The sequence below is a fragment of the Nocardia mexicana NBRC 108244 genome, from assembly GCF_001613165.1.
GTDB lineage: Bacteria > Actinomycetota > Actinomycetes > Mycobacteriales > Mycobacteriaceae > Nocardia > Nocardia mexicana.
This window is the reverse complement of the sequence record NZ_BDBV01000073.1, coordinates 1-14,668: the sequence shown is the minus strand read 5'-3', so window position 1 is coordinate 14,668 and position 14,668 is coordinate 1. Positions and strand designations below refer to the sequence as shown.

Annotated in this window: 16 protein-coding genes; 6 read left to right on the top strand and 10 right to left on the bottom strand. The window is 69.4% G+C overall.

The window, feature by feature from the left end; translation table 11 throughout:
• The 3 genes from NM1_RS27055 to NM1_RS27045 all read left to right on the top strand — a co-directional run bounded on the left by NM1_RS27055 (window position 1) and on the right by NM1_RS27045 (window position 2,379).
• Window positions 1-183 carry a rubredoxin gene (locus NM1_RS27055; RefSeq protein WP_068025705.1) on the top strand — a complete coding sequence of 61 codons (183 nt, stop codon included), beginning with the start codon at window positions 1-3 and terminating at the stop codon, window positions 181-183.
• Window positions 180-1,415 carry an NAD(P)/FAD-dependent oxidoreductase gene (locus NM1_RS27050; RefSeq protein WP_068025700.1) on the top strand — a complete coding sequence of 412 codons (1,236 nt, stop codon included), beginning with the start codon at window positions 180-182 and terminating at the stop codon, window positions 1,413-1,415. The genes NM1_RS27055 and NM1_RS27050 overlap by 4 nt, the downstream gene beginning before the upstream one ends.
• Window positions 1,416-1,509: 94 nt before the next feature.
• Complete coding sequence (locus NM1_RS27045) at window positions 1,510-2,379, top strand: alpha/beta fold hydrolase (RefSeq protein ID WP_084520093.1); 870 nt, start codon at window positions 1,510-1,512, stop codon at window positions 2,377-2,379.
• Window positions 2,380-2,472: 93 nt separating this feature from the next.
• On the opposite strand, the gene NM1_RS27040 is transcribed toward NM1_RS27045, so the two are convergent.
• On the bottom strand, window positions 2,473-2,916 hold the full coding sequence (locus NM1_RS27040; protein WP_068025698.1) for a pyridoxamine 5'-phosphate oxidase family protein: 444 nt from the start codon (window positions 2,914-2,916) through the stop codon (window positions 2,473-2,475).
• A 288-nt stretch (window positions 2,917-3,204) separates the two neighbouring features.
• Between NM1_RS27040 and NM1_RS27035 the strand changes: the two genes are divergently transcribed.
• Window positions 3,205-3,603: a hypothetical protein gene (locus NM1_RS27035; RefSeq protein ID WP_068025696.1), complete on the top strand. Its 399-nt coding sequence runs from the start codon at window positions 3,205-3,207 to the stop codon at window positions 3,601-3,603.
• Window positions 3,604-3,619: 16 nt separating this feature from the next.
• Here the strand turns inward: NM1_RS27035 and NM1_RS27030 are convergent, their stop codons facing one another.
• The 9 genes from NM1_RS27030 to NM1_RS26990 all read right to left on the bottom strand — a co-directional run bounded on the left by NM1_RS27030 (window position 3,620) and on the right by NM1_RS26990 (window position 13,390).
• Window positions 3,620-4,660 (bottom strand): NUDIX hydrolase, encoded by a 1,041-nt coding sequence (locus NM1_RS27030; protein WP_068025975.1) that lies wholly within the window; start codon window positions 4,658-4,660, stop codon window positions 3,620-3,622.
• 55 nt (window positions 4,661-4,715) lie between these two features.
• Entirely contained in the window at window positions 4,716-5,840 is a 1,125-nt protein-coding gene (locus NM1_RS27025) for a glycosyltransferase family 4 protein (RefSeq protein ID WP_068025694.1), read from the bottom strand.
• Complete coding sequence (locus tag NM1_RS27020) at window positions 5,837-6,829, bottom strand: phosphatidylinositol mannoside acyltransferase (RefSeq protein ID WP_068025692.1); 993 nt, start codon at window positions 6,827-6,829, stop codon at window positions 5,837-5,839. The genes NM1_RS27025 and NM1_RS27020 overlap by 4 nt, the downstream gene beginning before the upstream one ends.
• Window positions 6,830-6,911: 82 nt before the next feature.
• Window positions 6,912-7,580, bottom strand: coding sequence for a phosphatidylinositol phosphate synthase (gene pgsA / locus NM1_RS27015; RefSeq protein ID WP_068025690.1), 669 nt, complete (start codon window positions 7,578-7,580; stop codon window positions 6,912-6,914).
• Window position 7,581: 1 nt separating this feature from the next.
• Window positions 7,582-8,211 (bottom strand): ATP adenylyltransferase, encoded by a 630-nt coding sequence (locus NM1_RS27010; protein ID WP_084520091.1) that lies wholly within the window; start codon window positions 8,209-8,211, stop codon window positions 7,582-7,584.
• A complete protein-coding gene (gene thrS, locus NM1_RS27005; RefSeq protein ID WP_068025688.1) occupies window positions 8,208-10,265 on the bottom strand; it encodes a threonine--tRNA ligase in 2,058 nt (685 codons plus the stop codon). Before thrS ends, NM1_RS27010 begins: the two co-directional genes overlap by 4 nt.
• Window positions 10,266-10,609: 344 nt before the next feature.
• Window positions 10,610-11,344 (bottom strand): (2Fe-2S)-binding protein, encoded by a 735-nt coding sequence (locus tag NM1_RS27000; RefSeq protein ID WP_068025686.1) that lies wholly within the window; start codon window positions 11,342-11,344, stop codon window positions 10,610-10,612.
• A gap of 322 nt (window positions 11,345-11,666) precedes the next feature.
• On the bottom strand, window positions 11,667-12,080 hold the full coding sequence (locus NM1_RS26995; RefSeq protein ID WP_068025970.1) for a TIGR02611 family protein: 414 nt from the start codon (window positions 12,078-12,080) through the stop codon (window positions 11,667-11,669).
• 62 nt (window positions 12,081-12,142) lie between these two features.
• On the bottom strand, window positions 12,143-13,390 hold the full coding sequence (locus tag NM1_RS26990) for an amidohydrolase family protein (RefSeq protein ID WP_068025684.1): 1,248 nt from the start codon (window positions 13,388-13,390) through the stop codon (window positions 12,143-12,145).
• Window positions 13,391-13,465: 75 nt separating this feature from the next.
• Here NM1_RS26990 and NM1_RS26985 point away from each other — a divergent pair, with 75 nt between their 5' ends.
• Window positions 13,466-13,825, top strand: coding sequence for a winged helix-turn-helix transcriptional regulator (locus NM1_RS26985; RefSeq protein WP_068025681.1), 360 nt, complete (start codon window positions 13,466-13,468; stop codon window positions 13,823-13,825).
• On the top strand, window positions 13,765-14,394 hold the full coding sequence (locus NM1_RS26980; RefSeq protein WP_114699549.1) for a TetR family transcriptional regulator C-terminal domain-containing protein: 630 nt from the start codon (window positions 13,765-13,767) through the stop codon (window positions 14,392-14,394). The genes NM1_RS26985 and NM1_RS26980 overlap by 61 nt, the downstream gene beginning before the upstream one ends.
• The last annotated feature ends 274 nt before the right edge of the window (window positions 14,395-14,668 follow it).

Sequence of the window (14,668 nt, the reverse complement as noted above, 5' to 3'; positions counted from 1 at the left end):
ATGACCGACTACAAGCTCTTCCGCTGCGTGCAGTGCGGCTTCGAGTACGACGAGGCATTGGGCTGGCCCGAGGACGACATCGCGCCCGGCACCCGGTGGGACGACATCCCCGACGACTGGTCGTGCCCGGATTGCGGCGCGGCCAAGGCGGATTTCGAGATGGTCGAGGTCAGCCGCGCGTGAGGGGGCAGATCGTCGTCGTCGGCACCGGAGTCGCCGGGGCCACCGCCGCCCGCACCCTGCGCACCGAGGGCTACACCGGCCGCATCGTGCTCGTCGGCGGTGAGGACCGGCTGCCCTATCGGCGCCCGATGGTGTCCAAGGAGCTGCTCGCGGGCACGGCCGTCGAACGCCGCGCGCTGATCGAATCCGCCGAGTCCTGGCGCGGCCACGACATCGATCTCCGCATCGGCGCCACCGTCGCGGACATCGATGCCGCCCGCGGGCATATTCGATTACACGACGGCACCGTCGTGGGCTACGACAGCCTGCTCCTGGCGACCGGGGCCCGCGCGCGGCAGCTGCCCGGCCCGCAGCGCGGAATCCATACGCTGCGCGGCCGGGCCGATGCCGAGGGGCTGCGGAGCGCGATCCTCGGCGGCGGCTCGCTCCTGGTCGTCGGCGGCGGGCTGATCGGCTGCGAGGTCGCCGCGACCGCCCGATCGCTCGGCGTGGACGTCACCGTGGTGCACAGCGGACCGCATCCGCTGGACCGGATCGTTCCGGCCGCTGTCGGCGCGTATGTCCGGAATCTGCACGCCGACAACGGTGTGGCGGTGCACGACTCGACATCCCTGCACCACATCATCGGCGACGGAATCGGCGCCTTGGCCGAGACCGACGACGGTCGACGCTTCACCGCGGCCGTCGCCCTGGCCGCCATCGGTTCGATTCCCGATACCGAGCTTGCGGCCGCGGCCGGGCTGGACATCGGCAACGGCATTCGCGTCGACGAGCGGTACCGGACGTCCGCCGCCGGGATCTTCGCCGCCGGTGATGTCGCCGACCGCTACGACCCCGCACTCGGCGCGCACGACCGCGGCGAGCACTGGAACAGCGCGCAGGCCCAGGGCGCCGCCGCGGCCAGGTCGATGCTCGGCGCACCGGTCCCGCCCGCCGAGGTCACCTGGGGCTGGACCACCCAGTACGGTCGCACGCTCCAGTTCGCCGGTCGCCTCGGCCCCGACGACGACATCGTGCTGCGCGGCGCACCGGACGAGGACCGGTTCACCGCCCTCGCCCTGCGCGCCGGACGCCTGGTGGGCGCGGTCGCAGTCGGCCGTCCCGCCGACCTCCGCGCGGCCCGCACCCTCATCGCCCGAGGCGCGGCGCTCGACCCCGCCGCCTGCACCGACCCCGCCGTCGACCTGTCCACCGCGGCCCTCGACCACGAGGATTTCGCGACCAGGACATGACGACCGGTTGCAGGTGTCGTGCGTGGACGGCGGGTGCAAATCGGTTGCGGGGCAAAGTGTTCCCTCGGGGACCTGCGGGTTCTAGGGTAGGGGCGTGGAGTTCGAGGAGATCGTGGTCGAGACCGAGCGGCTGAGTTTTCCGGCGCTGGCGGCCGGGGACGGGCCGGTCGTGGTGTGCTGGCACGGATTTCCCGATCATCCCGCGACGTTCGCGCCGCTGGCGGAGCATCTCGTGGCCGCGGGGCGGCGGGTGGTGGCGCCGTTCCTGCGCGGCCATCACCCCGCGACCGCGACCGCGATGACCTATGCCGACGGCATCACGCTGGCCGCCGACGCCGCCGCGGTCGCGCGGGCCCTGGATCCCGGCGGCGTGGATATGGTGGGCCACGATATCGGTGCGGGCATGGTCGCCCGCGTCGCCGCGGCCTGGCCGGACTGTCTGCGGCGAGGCGTCACCATGGCGGTACCGCCGCCCGCCGCGCTGCGCGCGCTGTTCGGCGATCCCGCGCAGTTGCAGCGCTTCTTCTATATCTGGCTGTTCCAGGTGCACGGCGTCGCGGAGTCGGTCCTCGCCGCGAACCGCGATCTCGTCGACTACCTCTGGTCGGCGTGGTCACCGGGCCTGGATCCGGGCGCACACCGCGAGCGCGTGCACGCGCTGTACGGCGATCCGGCGGGCATCGCCAATGCGCTGCGGGTCTATCGGGCCAATTTCGATACGTCCCTGCACGATCCGCAGTTGGCCGCGCTGGCCGCCACCACGGAGACGCCCGCATCCACCCCGCTCCTGGTGCTCGGCGGCGCCGACGACGGCTGCATGCCGCCCTCGGTATTCGCCGACGCGCCCGCCGGACTCGCTCCCGGCTCGCGGGTCGAGATCATCAGCGGCGCTGGGCATTTCATGCAGCTCGACCGCCCCTCCGAGGTGGCAAGGCTCGTCATGGACTGGTTGGACGAGCGGTAGCGCGCATTATCCACACACGCGCCCTCCTGTGATACATACGCGCGGGATATCCTCTGCCCCACCGAGAGTCGCACCGCGAACCCCTCACGTTCCTCACACCGGCGGCTGGCGATTCTGATCCGAATTGCCCACAGCAGCAGTGGTTTCCATATATTCCACGCCGGTGACGATATCGGGGTAGATGCGGATGATCCGGTCGCGGGAGCCGGGCAGGGTGGCCGGTAGCATCTCCCGGCAGCGCGCGATCTCGTCCGGATCTTCGACCTCCTCGGCGGTGCCGGTGACAATCACGCACCAGCCGAGCAGGGTGTCGTGGTCGATGGTGTCGGCCTCGTAGGCGACGACCTGGCGATCGGAGGTCAGGCTGATACCGGGGTTGGCATGGATGACGATGGTGTCGTCGTCGATGAAATGGTTCACGGGCCGGATGGTGGGCAAGGCGTAGCGGGAGAACACCACACGACCGAATCGCACGCAGGCCAGGAACTGCAACGACTGCGCGGTCGACAGTTCCCGTGATCCGTGCGTTTCCTCCACTGTGCCACCCTGTGGTCTTCGAACCCGTTGTGTCACCGATACTTCCATGTTCGAGAAGCCGGGGCGAGGGAAATCGGCAAGTGTCGGGAAAGTACGGGTTCGCATCGGCGCGAAACAGAACACCTGCAACGACGCAGGTACCCGTGCCGAATCCGCCGCTAGGGACCAACGACCCTAGTGACTACCGGACAGGAACGTAACCTATGTATCAGATCCTCGTGTACAGCGGCGTCCCGATCCCCGAACCGCGACTGGGGATCGCGTTCGAACCCGAACCAGGAGACGGACATGGAAGATGTCCTGCTGCCCACCCGGCCCACCGGTTCGAGCGTGGATGCGGTCGAGACGATGCTGCCGCCACACCCCTTCTTTGAGCCCGTGCCCATGGCCGTCGCCGACACCGCGGCCTTCGCCGATTCCAGCGACCGGCTCGTGCGCCACCTGTTCGACGTCGGCCTGCAATTGCACACGCTGCGTGCGGTATTCGACCGGCGCGACGCGACCGCGGCGGAGGTCAAGGCCGCGGGCGAGGCCGTCGGCGTGCTGGTCGACGACCTGGACATGCTCATCCGCGATGCCGGTCTCGCCATGCTCGCGCTGACTCTCGAACGCACCGCCGCGGAATCCGGGAACGGCAACGGCAACGGCTATTCGGGACGCAGGCGCCGCCGCCACCGGATCAGGTGACCCGGCCCGGACCGGATCAGCGGATCGACCGCACCTCCGGCTCGTCGTCGCCGCCCGCGACGACCACCGCCTCCGGCAGCAACTGGTCGAGGTGGTACGGGTAGACCGTCTCCCCCATGCCGTCGAGCCGGGCGATCTCCTCGGCCGTACACCACCGATTGTCGGTGACACAGCGGCGCTCCCACACCGTGGGGTTGGTCGCCTTGGGTTCGAAAGCCGTTGTGCGGGCGACGAAGAACAGCTCCTCCGAGCGGACCAGCTCACCGTCGAACGGAAATACCGCCACCCGCCGCCAGATCGGTCCGCGCAGCGCCGTGGAATCCAGGGCGCGCCCCGTCTCCTCCCAGACCTCGCGAACCGCGGTGGTGCGCAACGTTTCCCCGGGTTCCATACCCCCGCCGACGGTGAACCAGAACGGCAGATCCGGGGTCCTCGGGTCGTGGCCTCGCATGAGCAGCACCCGATCCTGTTCGTCGAGCAGCACCACGCGCGCCGAGGTGCGCACCGAATCCACCTCCAGCCCGGTGGTCGCGGCGGCCGTCACCCGCTCGGTGATCTCGAAATACGTCGGCAGCGGCGCGGTGCCACCCAGGTGCAGCAGCCGCACCAGGCGCCGGGTGCGCAGGGCGAGGGTGTCGCGCACGGCGTCGTTGTGGAAGCGGCGGGCGATCAGCACCCGGGCCTCGGCGTCGGCCAGCTCGGCCACCAGTTGCGGCGGCAGCAGCGAGATATCGATCGTGGACAGCGCCGCGGCGAGCTGATTCTCGGCGGTCTCGCGATCGGTCCAGTCCGCGCGCTCGGCCCGATCCGCCAGGGCGGCCAAGCGCCGCGCCTGCTCGACGACCGCGTCGGAACCCACGTTGGTCAGCGACAGCGCCACCGCGCGCGCCACCACCGCGCGCCGGGCCAGCGCCGCCTCCAGGGCGTGGCGGGCCTGGTCGCTGCGCACATGCAGGCGGTCGAGCCGGTTCGCCGTCGAGTACGCCCAGACACCGGCGGTGACGACGAGTGCCGCGACCAGCGCGAGGACGAGGATCGTGGTCGCGGAGAAGGTGATCATGCTGTGCTGTTCCTCCTCCGGACGCGGCCGGCCGCGCCGTGTGCCCGCTCGCTCATCCCGCGGTCCTCACCCGGATATCGCCGACGGTCACCGTTTCGTACACCCGCAGAATCTGCTCGGCAACCACGGGCCAGTCGTATTCGCCCACAACCTGATTCGCGGCGCGGACCAGATCCTCGCGGCGCCGCGTATCGCCGAGCAGCTCGTCGATAGCCGCCGCCGTCCGCACCGAATCCCCCACCGGGACCAGCACTCCCGCGCTGCCGTCGCGCAGCACCCGGCGGAAGGCGTCCAATTCGCTGGCCACGACGGCGGTTCCGGCCGCCATCGCCTCCACCAGCACGATGCCGAAGCTCTCGCCGCCGATATTGGGCGCGCAGTACACGTCCGCGCTGCGCATCGCCGAGGCCTTCTCCGCGTCGGACACCTGCCCGAGGAACCGCAGGTGCCCCGCCAGCTCACCGGCCTCGCGGCGCAGCCGCTCCTCGTCGCCGCGACCGACGATCAGGATCTGCACGTCCGGATGCCTGCGCGCCAGCTCGGGCAGCGCGCCCAGCAGTACCGCCATACCCTTGCGCGGCTCGTCGTAGCGGCCGAGAAACAGCACCGTGCCGCCGGGACGCGGGTAGCCGTCGAGCAGTGGCGCGTGCGCGAAGGCGGGGACGTCCACGCCGTTCGGGATCTCCACCGCGTCCCCGCCCAGCGCCTCCACCTGCCAGCGCCGCGCCAGCTCCGAGACCGCGATGCGGCCGCTGATCTTCTCATGGTACGGCCGCAGCACGCCCTGAAAGGTGCTGAGCACCAACGACTTCGTGGTCGAGGTGTGGAAGGTCGCCACGATCGGGCCCTCGGCGATCTTCAGTGCCAGCATCGACAGGCTCGGCGCGTTCGGCTCGTGAATGTGCAGCACGTCGAAATCGTTGTCGGCGATCCAGCGGCGGATCCGGTTGTAGGCGGTGGGGCCGAACGACAGCCGCGCCACCGACCCGTTGTACGGAATCGCCACGGCCTTACCCGCCGAGACCACGAAGTCCGGCAGCTCGGTCTCCTCGGACGACGGCGCCAGCACACTCACCTTGTGCCCGCGCTCGATCAGCACCTCCGCCAGCTCCACGACGTGGGACTGCACACCACCCGGCACGTCGAACGAGTACGGGCAGACCATGCCGATCCTCATTCCGCATCGTCTCCCGCGACCGCGTTGTCCGCCCGCGCCGCCTGCGCGGCGGCGATCCTGGCCCGGCGAGCGTCGGAGAGATCGGCCTCCCACAGCGGCTGCAGCATATGCCAATCGGCGGGATGCGCGGCGATATTCTCCGCGAACCGGTCCGCTACCGTCTGGGTTGCCGCCGCGACGCCACCCGAAACGTCCACGGCCGCACCGACCTTCATGCCCCAGCCCTCCCGGCCGTCGGCGTCGGTGGTGAACCAGGTGTGCACCGGCAGCAGCGCGGCGCCGGTCTCGATCGCGAGTTTGGCGGCGCCCGCGGGCAGCCAGGTGCGTTCGCCGAAGAACGTCACCGGCACACCGCGGCCGGTGAGATCGCGCTCCCCCAACAGACAGACGACCTTGTTGTGCCGCAGGCGATCCGCCAATTGCGGGAACGGTGGCTGTTCGCCGCCGGTGAGCGGGAACACCTCGAAGCCCAGGCGTTCGCGATAGGCGACGAACCGCACGAACAGCGACTCCGGCCGCAGCCGCTCGTTCACGGTCGTCAGTCCGCCGTGGTGCTGGACCAGCCACACCCCGGCCATATCCCAGTTGCCCGAGTGCGGCAGCACCAGCACCGCCCCGCGGCCCTCCGCCAGCGCCTGTTCCAAATTCTCGATGCCGAGCGGCATCGGCATCAGCGGCGACTTCACCAGCGCCGCGTGATCCATCGTCGGCAGCCGGAACGCCTCGCGCCAGTAGCGGGCATAGGACCGCATGCTGTCGCGGATCAGGTCGTCGGGCACGTCCATCGGATCGACACCGACAACTCGAGCCAGGTTGCGGCGCAACTGATTCGGCACACCTTCGCGGTGTGTGGCGGCGTTCGCCCGCCGTCCCGCCCAATTGCCACCGGCGTCGAACAGCCGGCGGGCCGTGCGCTCGGGCAGCGCCCGCACCAGCCGCCATCCGGCCGCGTACGCCTTATCGGTCAGCGCGGATTTCAGGTCAGTCATGTAGTGCGCCCTTACGTAGCCGACTCGGCCGCGGTCGTCCCGGCCCGCGCCGCTGTTGCCATCCCGGAACGACGGGGGCCGGTCACTGTCCCGCCTCGCGCGCCTTGCCCGGCATCGCGATCACGTCGCGCGCGCCCGCCGAATTGCGCACCGCCAGTACCCGCTGGACCACCGTCACCACGCTGAGCACCGCCAGCACGTACATCGCGAGATACACCGCGTAGCTGAGCCATTCGATGCCCCAGTAGCCCCCGATTCCGGTGAACCCCGCGCCGACCAGCACGATCACCAGGCGGTCCGGGCGCTCGATGAGGCCGCCGTCGGCCGACAGGCCGCTGGCCTCCGCGCGCGCCTTGGCATAGGAGATCACCTGCGAGGTCACCAGCACCACGAGCGTCGCGACGAACAGGTGCTTGCTCTGCGCGTGGTAGACCGACCACCAGGCCAGTCCGCCGAAGACGGCGCCGTCGGCCACCCGGTCGCAGGTGGCATCCAGCACCGCACCGTATTTGGTGCCGCCGCCGCGGGCGCGGGCCATCGCCCCGTCCAGCATGTCGAACATGACGAACAGCCAGATCACCATCGTGCCCCAGAACAGGTGACCGGTCGGGAACAGCGTCACCGCCGCCACGATCGAGGCCGTGGTGCCGATCAGCGTCACCGCATCGGGCGTGAGCCCGGTACTCACCAGTGCCTTGCCCAGGGGCGCAGTCGCTTTGGCGAATGTCTCACGACCGAAGAAGCTGAGCACGCTACCCGACGTCCTTCCAAGCTGTAGCCAGCAGAGCCCTGGTCTCCCGTAACAGTTGCGGCATCACCTTCACCCCGCCGACGACGGTGATGAAGTTCGCGTCGCCGCCCCAGCGCGGCACGATGTGCTGATGCAAGTGATCGGCGAGCGAACCGCCCGCCACCCCACCGAGATTCAGCCCGACGTTGAAACCCTCGGGCCGCGACACCTGCTTCATCACCCGGATCGCCCGCTGCGTGAACGCCATCAGTTCGGCGCTCTCCTCGGCGGTGAGGTCCTCGAGGTTGGCCACCCGGCGGTACGGCACCACCATCATGTGGCCGGGGTTGTACGGGTACAGGTTGAGCACCGCGTACACCCATTCGCCGCGCGCGACGACCAGGCCGTCCTCATCGGTCATCTTCGGAATCTCGGTGAACGGATGCCCGGACTTCTTGGGCTCCTCCGCCTTTCGCGCGTCGCGGTCCGCGACGGCTCCGGTGATGTAGGACATCCGGTAGGGCGTCCAGAGCCGCTGCAGCCGGTCCGGATCACCCGCGCCGGTATCCATGATCTGCTCCGGGTGAGCCGGATCCGGCGGTGGCGTCGAATTCTGTGGTGACACGGCCTCGTCCACGGTCCGTTCTCTCATTCCCCACCGGTCCGGATCTGGAATCCTTCCGCGGTGGGCGAGGCGTTCTCGCGCCGCCGGATCCAGTCCACGATGGTGGCGACCGCATCGGCCACGGGGACGCCGTTGACCTTGGTGCCGTCGCGGAACCGGAAGCTCACCGCGCCCGCCTCCACGTCGCGCTCGCCAGCGAGCAGCATGAACGGCACCTTCTGGCCGGTGTGGTTGAAGATCTTCTTCTGCATCCGGTCGTCGCTGCGATCCACCTCCGCGCGCACCCCGGCCGCGCGCAGCCGGGCCACGACCTCGTCCAGGTGCGGCAGGAACGCGTCGGCGACCGGGATGCCGACCACCTGCACCGGCGCCAGCCACGCCGGGAACGCACCGGCGTAGTGCTCGGTCAGCACGCCGAAGAACCGCTCGATCGAGCCGAACAGCGCGCGGTGGATCATCACCGGGCGCTTCTTGGTGCCGTCGGAGGCGGTGTATTCCAGCTCGAACAGCTCCGGCTCGAAGAAGTCCAGCTGGATGGTCGACATCTGCCAGTTGCGGCCCAGCGCGTCCTTGACCTGCACCGAGATCTTCGGGCCGTAGAACGCGGCACCGCCCGGATCGGGCACCAGGTCCACGCCGGAGCCCTCGGCCACCCGCGCCAGGGTGGCGGTGGCCTCCTCCCAGACCTCGTCGGAACCGACGTACTTCTTCGGATCCTTGGTCGACAGCTCCAGGTAGAAGTCGTCGAGGCCGTAATCCTTCAGCAGGCCCAGCACGAACTGCAGGATGCGGGTGAGCTCCTCGCTCACCTGCTCCTGGGTGCAGTAGATGTGCGAATCGTCCTGGGTCATGCCGCGCACGCGGGTCAGGCCGTGGATCACGCCGGACTTCTCGTACCGGTACACCGACCCGAACTCGAACATCCGCAGCGGCAGCTCCCGATACGACCGGCCGCGCGACCGGAAGATCAGGTTGTGCATCGGGCAGTTCATCGGCTTGACGTAGTAGTCCTGGCCGGGCTTGCGGACGGTGCCGTCCTCGTTGTACTCCGCGTCCAGGTGCATGGGCGGGAACATGCCGTCCGCGTACCACTCCAGATGTTTGGAGGTCTCGAACAGGTGGGCCTTGGTCAGGTGCGGAGTGTTGACGAATTCGTAGCCCGCATCCACATGCCGCTGCCGCGAGTAGTCCTCGAGCTCCTTGCGGATGATCCCGCCCTTGGGGTGGAACACCGGCAGGCCCGAACCCAGCTCGTCCGGGAACGAGAACAGGTCCAGCTCCAGGCCCAGTTTGCGGTGATCGCGCTTCTCGGCCTCCTCCAGCAGGTGCAGGTATTCGTCCTGCGCCTCCTGCGACTCCCACGCGGTGCCGTAGATGCGCTGCAGATCCTCGCGGTTCTGGTCACCGCGCCAGTAGGCGGCCGAACTGCGGGTCAGCTTGAACGCCGGGATGTACTTGGTGGTCGGGATGTGCGGGCCGCGGCACAGATCGCCCCACACCTTCTCGCCGCTGCGCGGGTCGAGGTTGTCGTAGATGGTCAGCTCGTTGCCGCCGACCTCCATGACCTCCGGATCGTCGATGCCCGACTTGTCACCGATCAGCTCCAGCTTGAACGGCTCCTTCGCCAGTTCGACGCGCGCCTCCTCGACCTCGACCACCCGGCGCGAAAACCGCTGCGCGCCTTTGACGATCTTCTTCATCCGCGATTCCAGCTTGGCCAGATCCTCGGGGGTGAAGGGGCGGTCCACCTGGAAGTCGTAGTAGAAGCCGTCCTTGACCGGCGGGCCGATGCCCAGCTTGGCCTCCGGGAACTCCTGCTGCACCGCCTGCGCCAGCACGTGCGCGGCGGAATGCCGGATCACGCTGCGACCGTCCTCGGTGTCGGCGGCGACGGGCTCGACCTCGGCGTCCGCGTCGGGAACCCAGGTCAGATCCTTCAGGTTTCCCTCGGCGTCACGGACGACGATGATCGCATCGGGTCCCTTGCTCGGCAGGCCCGCCTCGCGCACCGCGGCGCCCGCCGTCGTCCCGGCCGGCACCCGAACGAGGGCGGCTGGGGTTATGCGGGCTGAGGTGGTCACGGCTGCGCTCTCCTTGGTATTCGGGGCGGGCGGGTGCCCGCGGCTTCGGGTGCGGGGAGATTCCCCGCGGCTGGAACTCCTGGAAGTCCAGGCCGGACACGCAAAAGTGCCCCGGCGCGACCATGCTATCGGGAGCATGCCGAGTGCGCGCCGATGGACCGGCCTGTCGCGCCTCGAGATCGGCGCGGGGTGGCTCGAAAAGCCCTAACCGGCGTGCGAAGACGTGCCGGACCGCGATCCCGCCGTCACACGCCGGACGGGCGTTCGACGTCGCGCGGTGTGGTCTCTCGGCATGTCCACCATCATCACCGCCGTGCCGCGGACCCGGCAATCCGTTTTCGAGGTCAACGCTGCGCCGCCAGTTCGCTCAGCAGCGTATGCCGCTGCGCCGCGGGACGTTTGGGGCAGCTGGTGCACATCTCGCAGCCCGGCACCTCGAATACCAGGCAGCACGAGATGCGCCGGACGAACGTCCGCCCGCCGAAATCGGCGAACCGCGGGACCGGGAGCCGTCCCGCCACCTCGCGGGCCAGGCGCGCCCCGGCCTCCGCGTCACCGGCGTCGATGGCCCGATTGCCGATCGCGTCGGCCACCACCGCCCACAGCGAGGCGACGCCCGCACCGGAGACCTCGGCGACGGCCGGGATGATGCGCCCCAACGTCTTTCGCAGGGCCTGGCCGACATCGCCGCCCTCGTCGGCACCGCACTCGGGACCGACGGCATCGGCGGCACGACAGCACACGGCGGTATAGGAATCCGTCTCCGGACGATTCGCCGGGGACGATTCCCACTCCGCGGGGACCACGCGCTCGACTCCCCCGTCCGGGCGGATCTCGCACAGCAGGTGTTCGAGTTCGGGGAGGTGCGCGGCACGGCCCTCGGCGTAGGCGGTGGCGATCGGGTCCACCAGCGAGGACGCGGCCATGCACCACCAGAGCGTGCCCGCCACCCGCGAATTGCCGGTCCCCCACGAGATCCCCATATCCGCGATGCGCTCGGCCAGCCACTGCGGCCGCGTCAGCATGGTGCCCGGCACCACGGTGCCCCGCGACACCGCCGACTCCGCAACCATGTCCATCCGACTCCGATCCCGGCCGACTCGCCGAATATCTGCAACTACCACCCTGGCACGCCCGCGGCGGTCGAGCCACCGCGATTGCCTCCGTAACTCCGGGCCGCGGACGTGCGACGCGGAAGAATCTGAACTGGTCGCGCAGAGCGGCGTCCGACCGCGCCGACCGTCGCGCCACAGCCTAGGACCGTCCGACAGCCGAACTCCGCAGGCACGCCCGCAACCGCCGAAAACCCTGTGCTACCTGGGACGATCGCCCGTCGCGCAGATTGCGGCCGCACACCCGAATCACTCCCGCGCGCACGGAACGCCTACCACCGGCAGGTGTTCAGGACAGCGGGCCGCGCAGCCAGCCCCAGTCGAGGCCGATCCAGCCGCCGACCAAGCCGAAGGTGCCCAGCAGCGACAGCGTCGCCACCACCACGGCCGCGGTCAGCAGCGCCCCCAGCACCTTCACCACGACGCCCTGCGCGGCGTACCAGTCCATCACCCGCCGGTACCGCCCGCGCGTCCAATGCAGGGTGCGGTGCGCCCACACGAATTCCGTCGCCAGAATGCCGAGCCCCGCGAACACGATCAGCCACCCCGGCCCCGGGTACGGGATCGCCAGAATCCCCACCACCAGCACCGCGACACCGACCACGCCGACCGCGATCCGATAGGCGAGATTCAGTGTCGGCCGCTCCGCGACCGATGCCCGCAGTGTCCGCAAGCGATTGGAATCCGTAACCACCCCGCCCAGCCTACGGACATTTCCCCCACCCGCCCACAGGCCCTGACATGCCCTTCTCGGCGGACATCCCGTCACCGTCGGCGATTGTCGATGACGATGTCGCCATCGAGCATCGTCATGCCGAGTAGGCGAAGGTTGCGGATGTCCCGGGTGGGATCGGCGGTCAGCATGATCAGGTCGGCGCGGGCGCCGGGTGCGACCCTGCCGAGATCGGGGCGGTCGCAGTGGTGTGCCGCTGCGCTGGTTCCCGCGACGAGCGCCTGGAGGGGCGTCATTCCCGCCGCGACCATCAACTCGGCCTCCTCCAGCGTGTTGGCCCCGTACATGCCTCGACCCGCGAAGGTGTCGCTGCCCAGAGCGACGCGAACGCCGGCGGCGCCGACTTTTTCGAGGTTGCCTCGCGAGTCCGGATGGATTGTGTCGTGGATCCAGAGCGTCGGCGTGTAGGTGATATCGCGCTCGACCATCAGGTCGACGAGGGCCGGGTCGGTGAGGGGCTCGACCGTGACGCCGTGCTCCAGACCGTCCGCGCCCGCCTCGATCGCTTCGCGTGCCGCGGCCTGCTGGTTGGTGTGGACGGTCACCCGCAGACCCCGCTCGTGCCCGGCCTCGATACCCGCCCGAAGCTGATCGAGCGGAAGCCGTACGAGCTCGACGTCGCCGGGAAAGGCGGCGTTGCGCCAGACGTACTTCGCTGCGCCGTGGCTCGCGCACGCACCCTCGGACAGGAGTTTGATCGCGTCCGCTTTCCGGTCGGCCAGATGATGCACCAGATCACGCATCTGCCTCACACTGTCGACCTCACCCGTGAATCGTGCACGCGCCCAGCGATTGCCGCCGAAGATCGTGGCCGCGGGATGCCCGTCACGGCCGGTGATGCCACAGCCCGTCGCCAGCAGGCGCGGGCCCCGTAGCGTGCCCGCGGCGATCTCGGATCGTGTCCGCAGTATCGCCTCGGTCGGGTCGCCCACCGACTTGACGGTGGTGACTCCGTGCCGAAGGAACGACTCGAGCCGTCCGGGGACCTCGTTCTCCTCGAACGTTCGCATCGATCCCGGGTCGGTTACCCCGACAACATCGTAGAAGTGGATGTGGGTGTCGATCAGTCCCGGCAGCACCCAGCCTTCGGCCGCATCGACCTCCTGTCTGCCACGCAGCGGCCGCGCCGAGATCGCGGCGATCTCCGCGCCGTCGATCGCGATGTCGTGTAGCCCGGCACGCACCTGGCGGCCGTCGAAGACGTGTGCACGATGGATGACGAGGTCGTGCACGAAGTCGGGAGTCTCGACCTGCGCGAGGTCACCGGGCCCACAGTTCATTGCGCCACAATTTCATACTAGGTTACTTTTTACAACCAGAGAGGAGAATGTTCCTACGCCCGTATCCTGAGAGTTGTGACCGAAAGCCAGCCGCCGCTGAACGTCTGCTCGTACACCGAGGTGGCGTTCGGCGTGCTCGGCAAGCGCTGGACGGGCCTGCTCATCGATCTGCTTCTCCAACGCCCGGCCCGTTTCAACGAACTGCACGCCGCGTTGCCGACGCTGTCCAAGCGGGTGTTGAGCGAGCGGCTCGCCGAACTCCAGAGCGCCGGCCTGGTCGAGCGCGAGGTCGATCCCGGGCCGCCGATCACCGCGACCTATCGGCTCACCGAATCCGGCCGAGGGCTCGGCCCGGCGATGGACGCACTGCGCGTATGGGCCGGCGCCCCCGTCGACGACGAGGGCCGACCCGTCCCGCCCGAGCTGTATCAATAGGCGAGTTCGCCGATGCCGCCATCGACGCGCAGCACGGTACCGGCGGTGTAGGCGGACTCGTCCGAGGCGAGGTAGACGGCCGCCTTCGCCATCTCGGTGGCGGCAGCCTCTACGGAACCTTCGGCGACAAGCGCCGCTTCTATCTCGACGCCGTCCGGCTCTACTGGGAGGTCTACGAGCGGCACCTGACCACCGCCCTGGGCAGCGATCCCGTCCTGCCGGCGCTTCGCGAGATCCTCACCCACCCGGCACGCCTGGACGAACTCATCTCCGATGTGGGCACACCGCGCGGCTGCATGGTCGGCAACACCACCGCCGAACTCGTCCCCGGCGACGCCGACGCCACCGAAGTGGCCACCAGCTGCTATCGCCGGTTCACCGAGATCGTCGCCGACGCGCTCCGCCGTGCCCAGGCCACTGGGGAAGTCACCCGCACCACCGATCCCGAAGCTCAGGCCCAGCTGCTGCTGTACGTAGTACAGGGCCTCTCGCTCGTATCGAGGGCAGGTCTGGACAAAGCAGCGGCACTGGCCGCGATCGACACAGCAATCGAGGCATTGCGAGCGTAACGATCCGCGGGCTCCCGCCGCGAGAGAACCGCTGTGGACGAACATCACGGCGAGGAGAGTGAGACACCTTCACCGCGGGCGTGTGCGACGGAGAGTCCGACCAGCCAGGCCCGGAGAACCGTTGGCGCACTGCGCAAACGCATACACCCGCCCCGGCCCGCTGGCGAAACGGGACAGGACGGGTGCATGCACGGACGGCACCCGGGCGCGAGTTCGATTGGTGGGCAGGTGAACCCGCGCCCGCGTTCTCAGACCGGGGCCGGGGCGACGACCT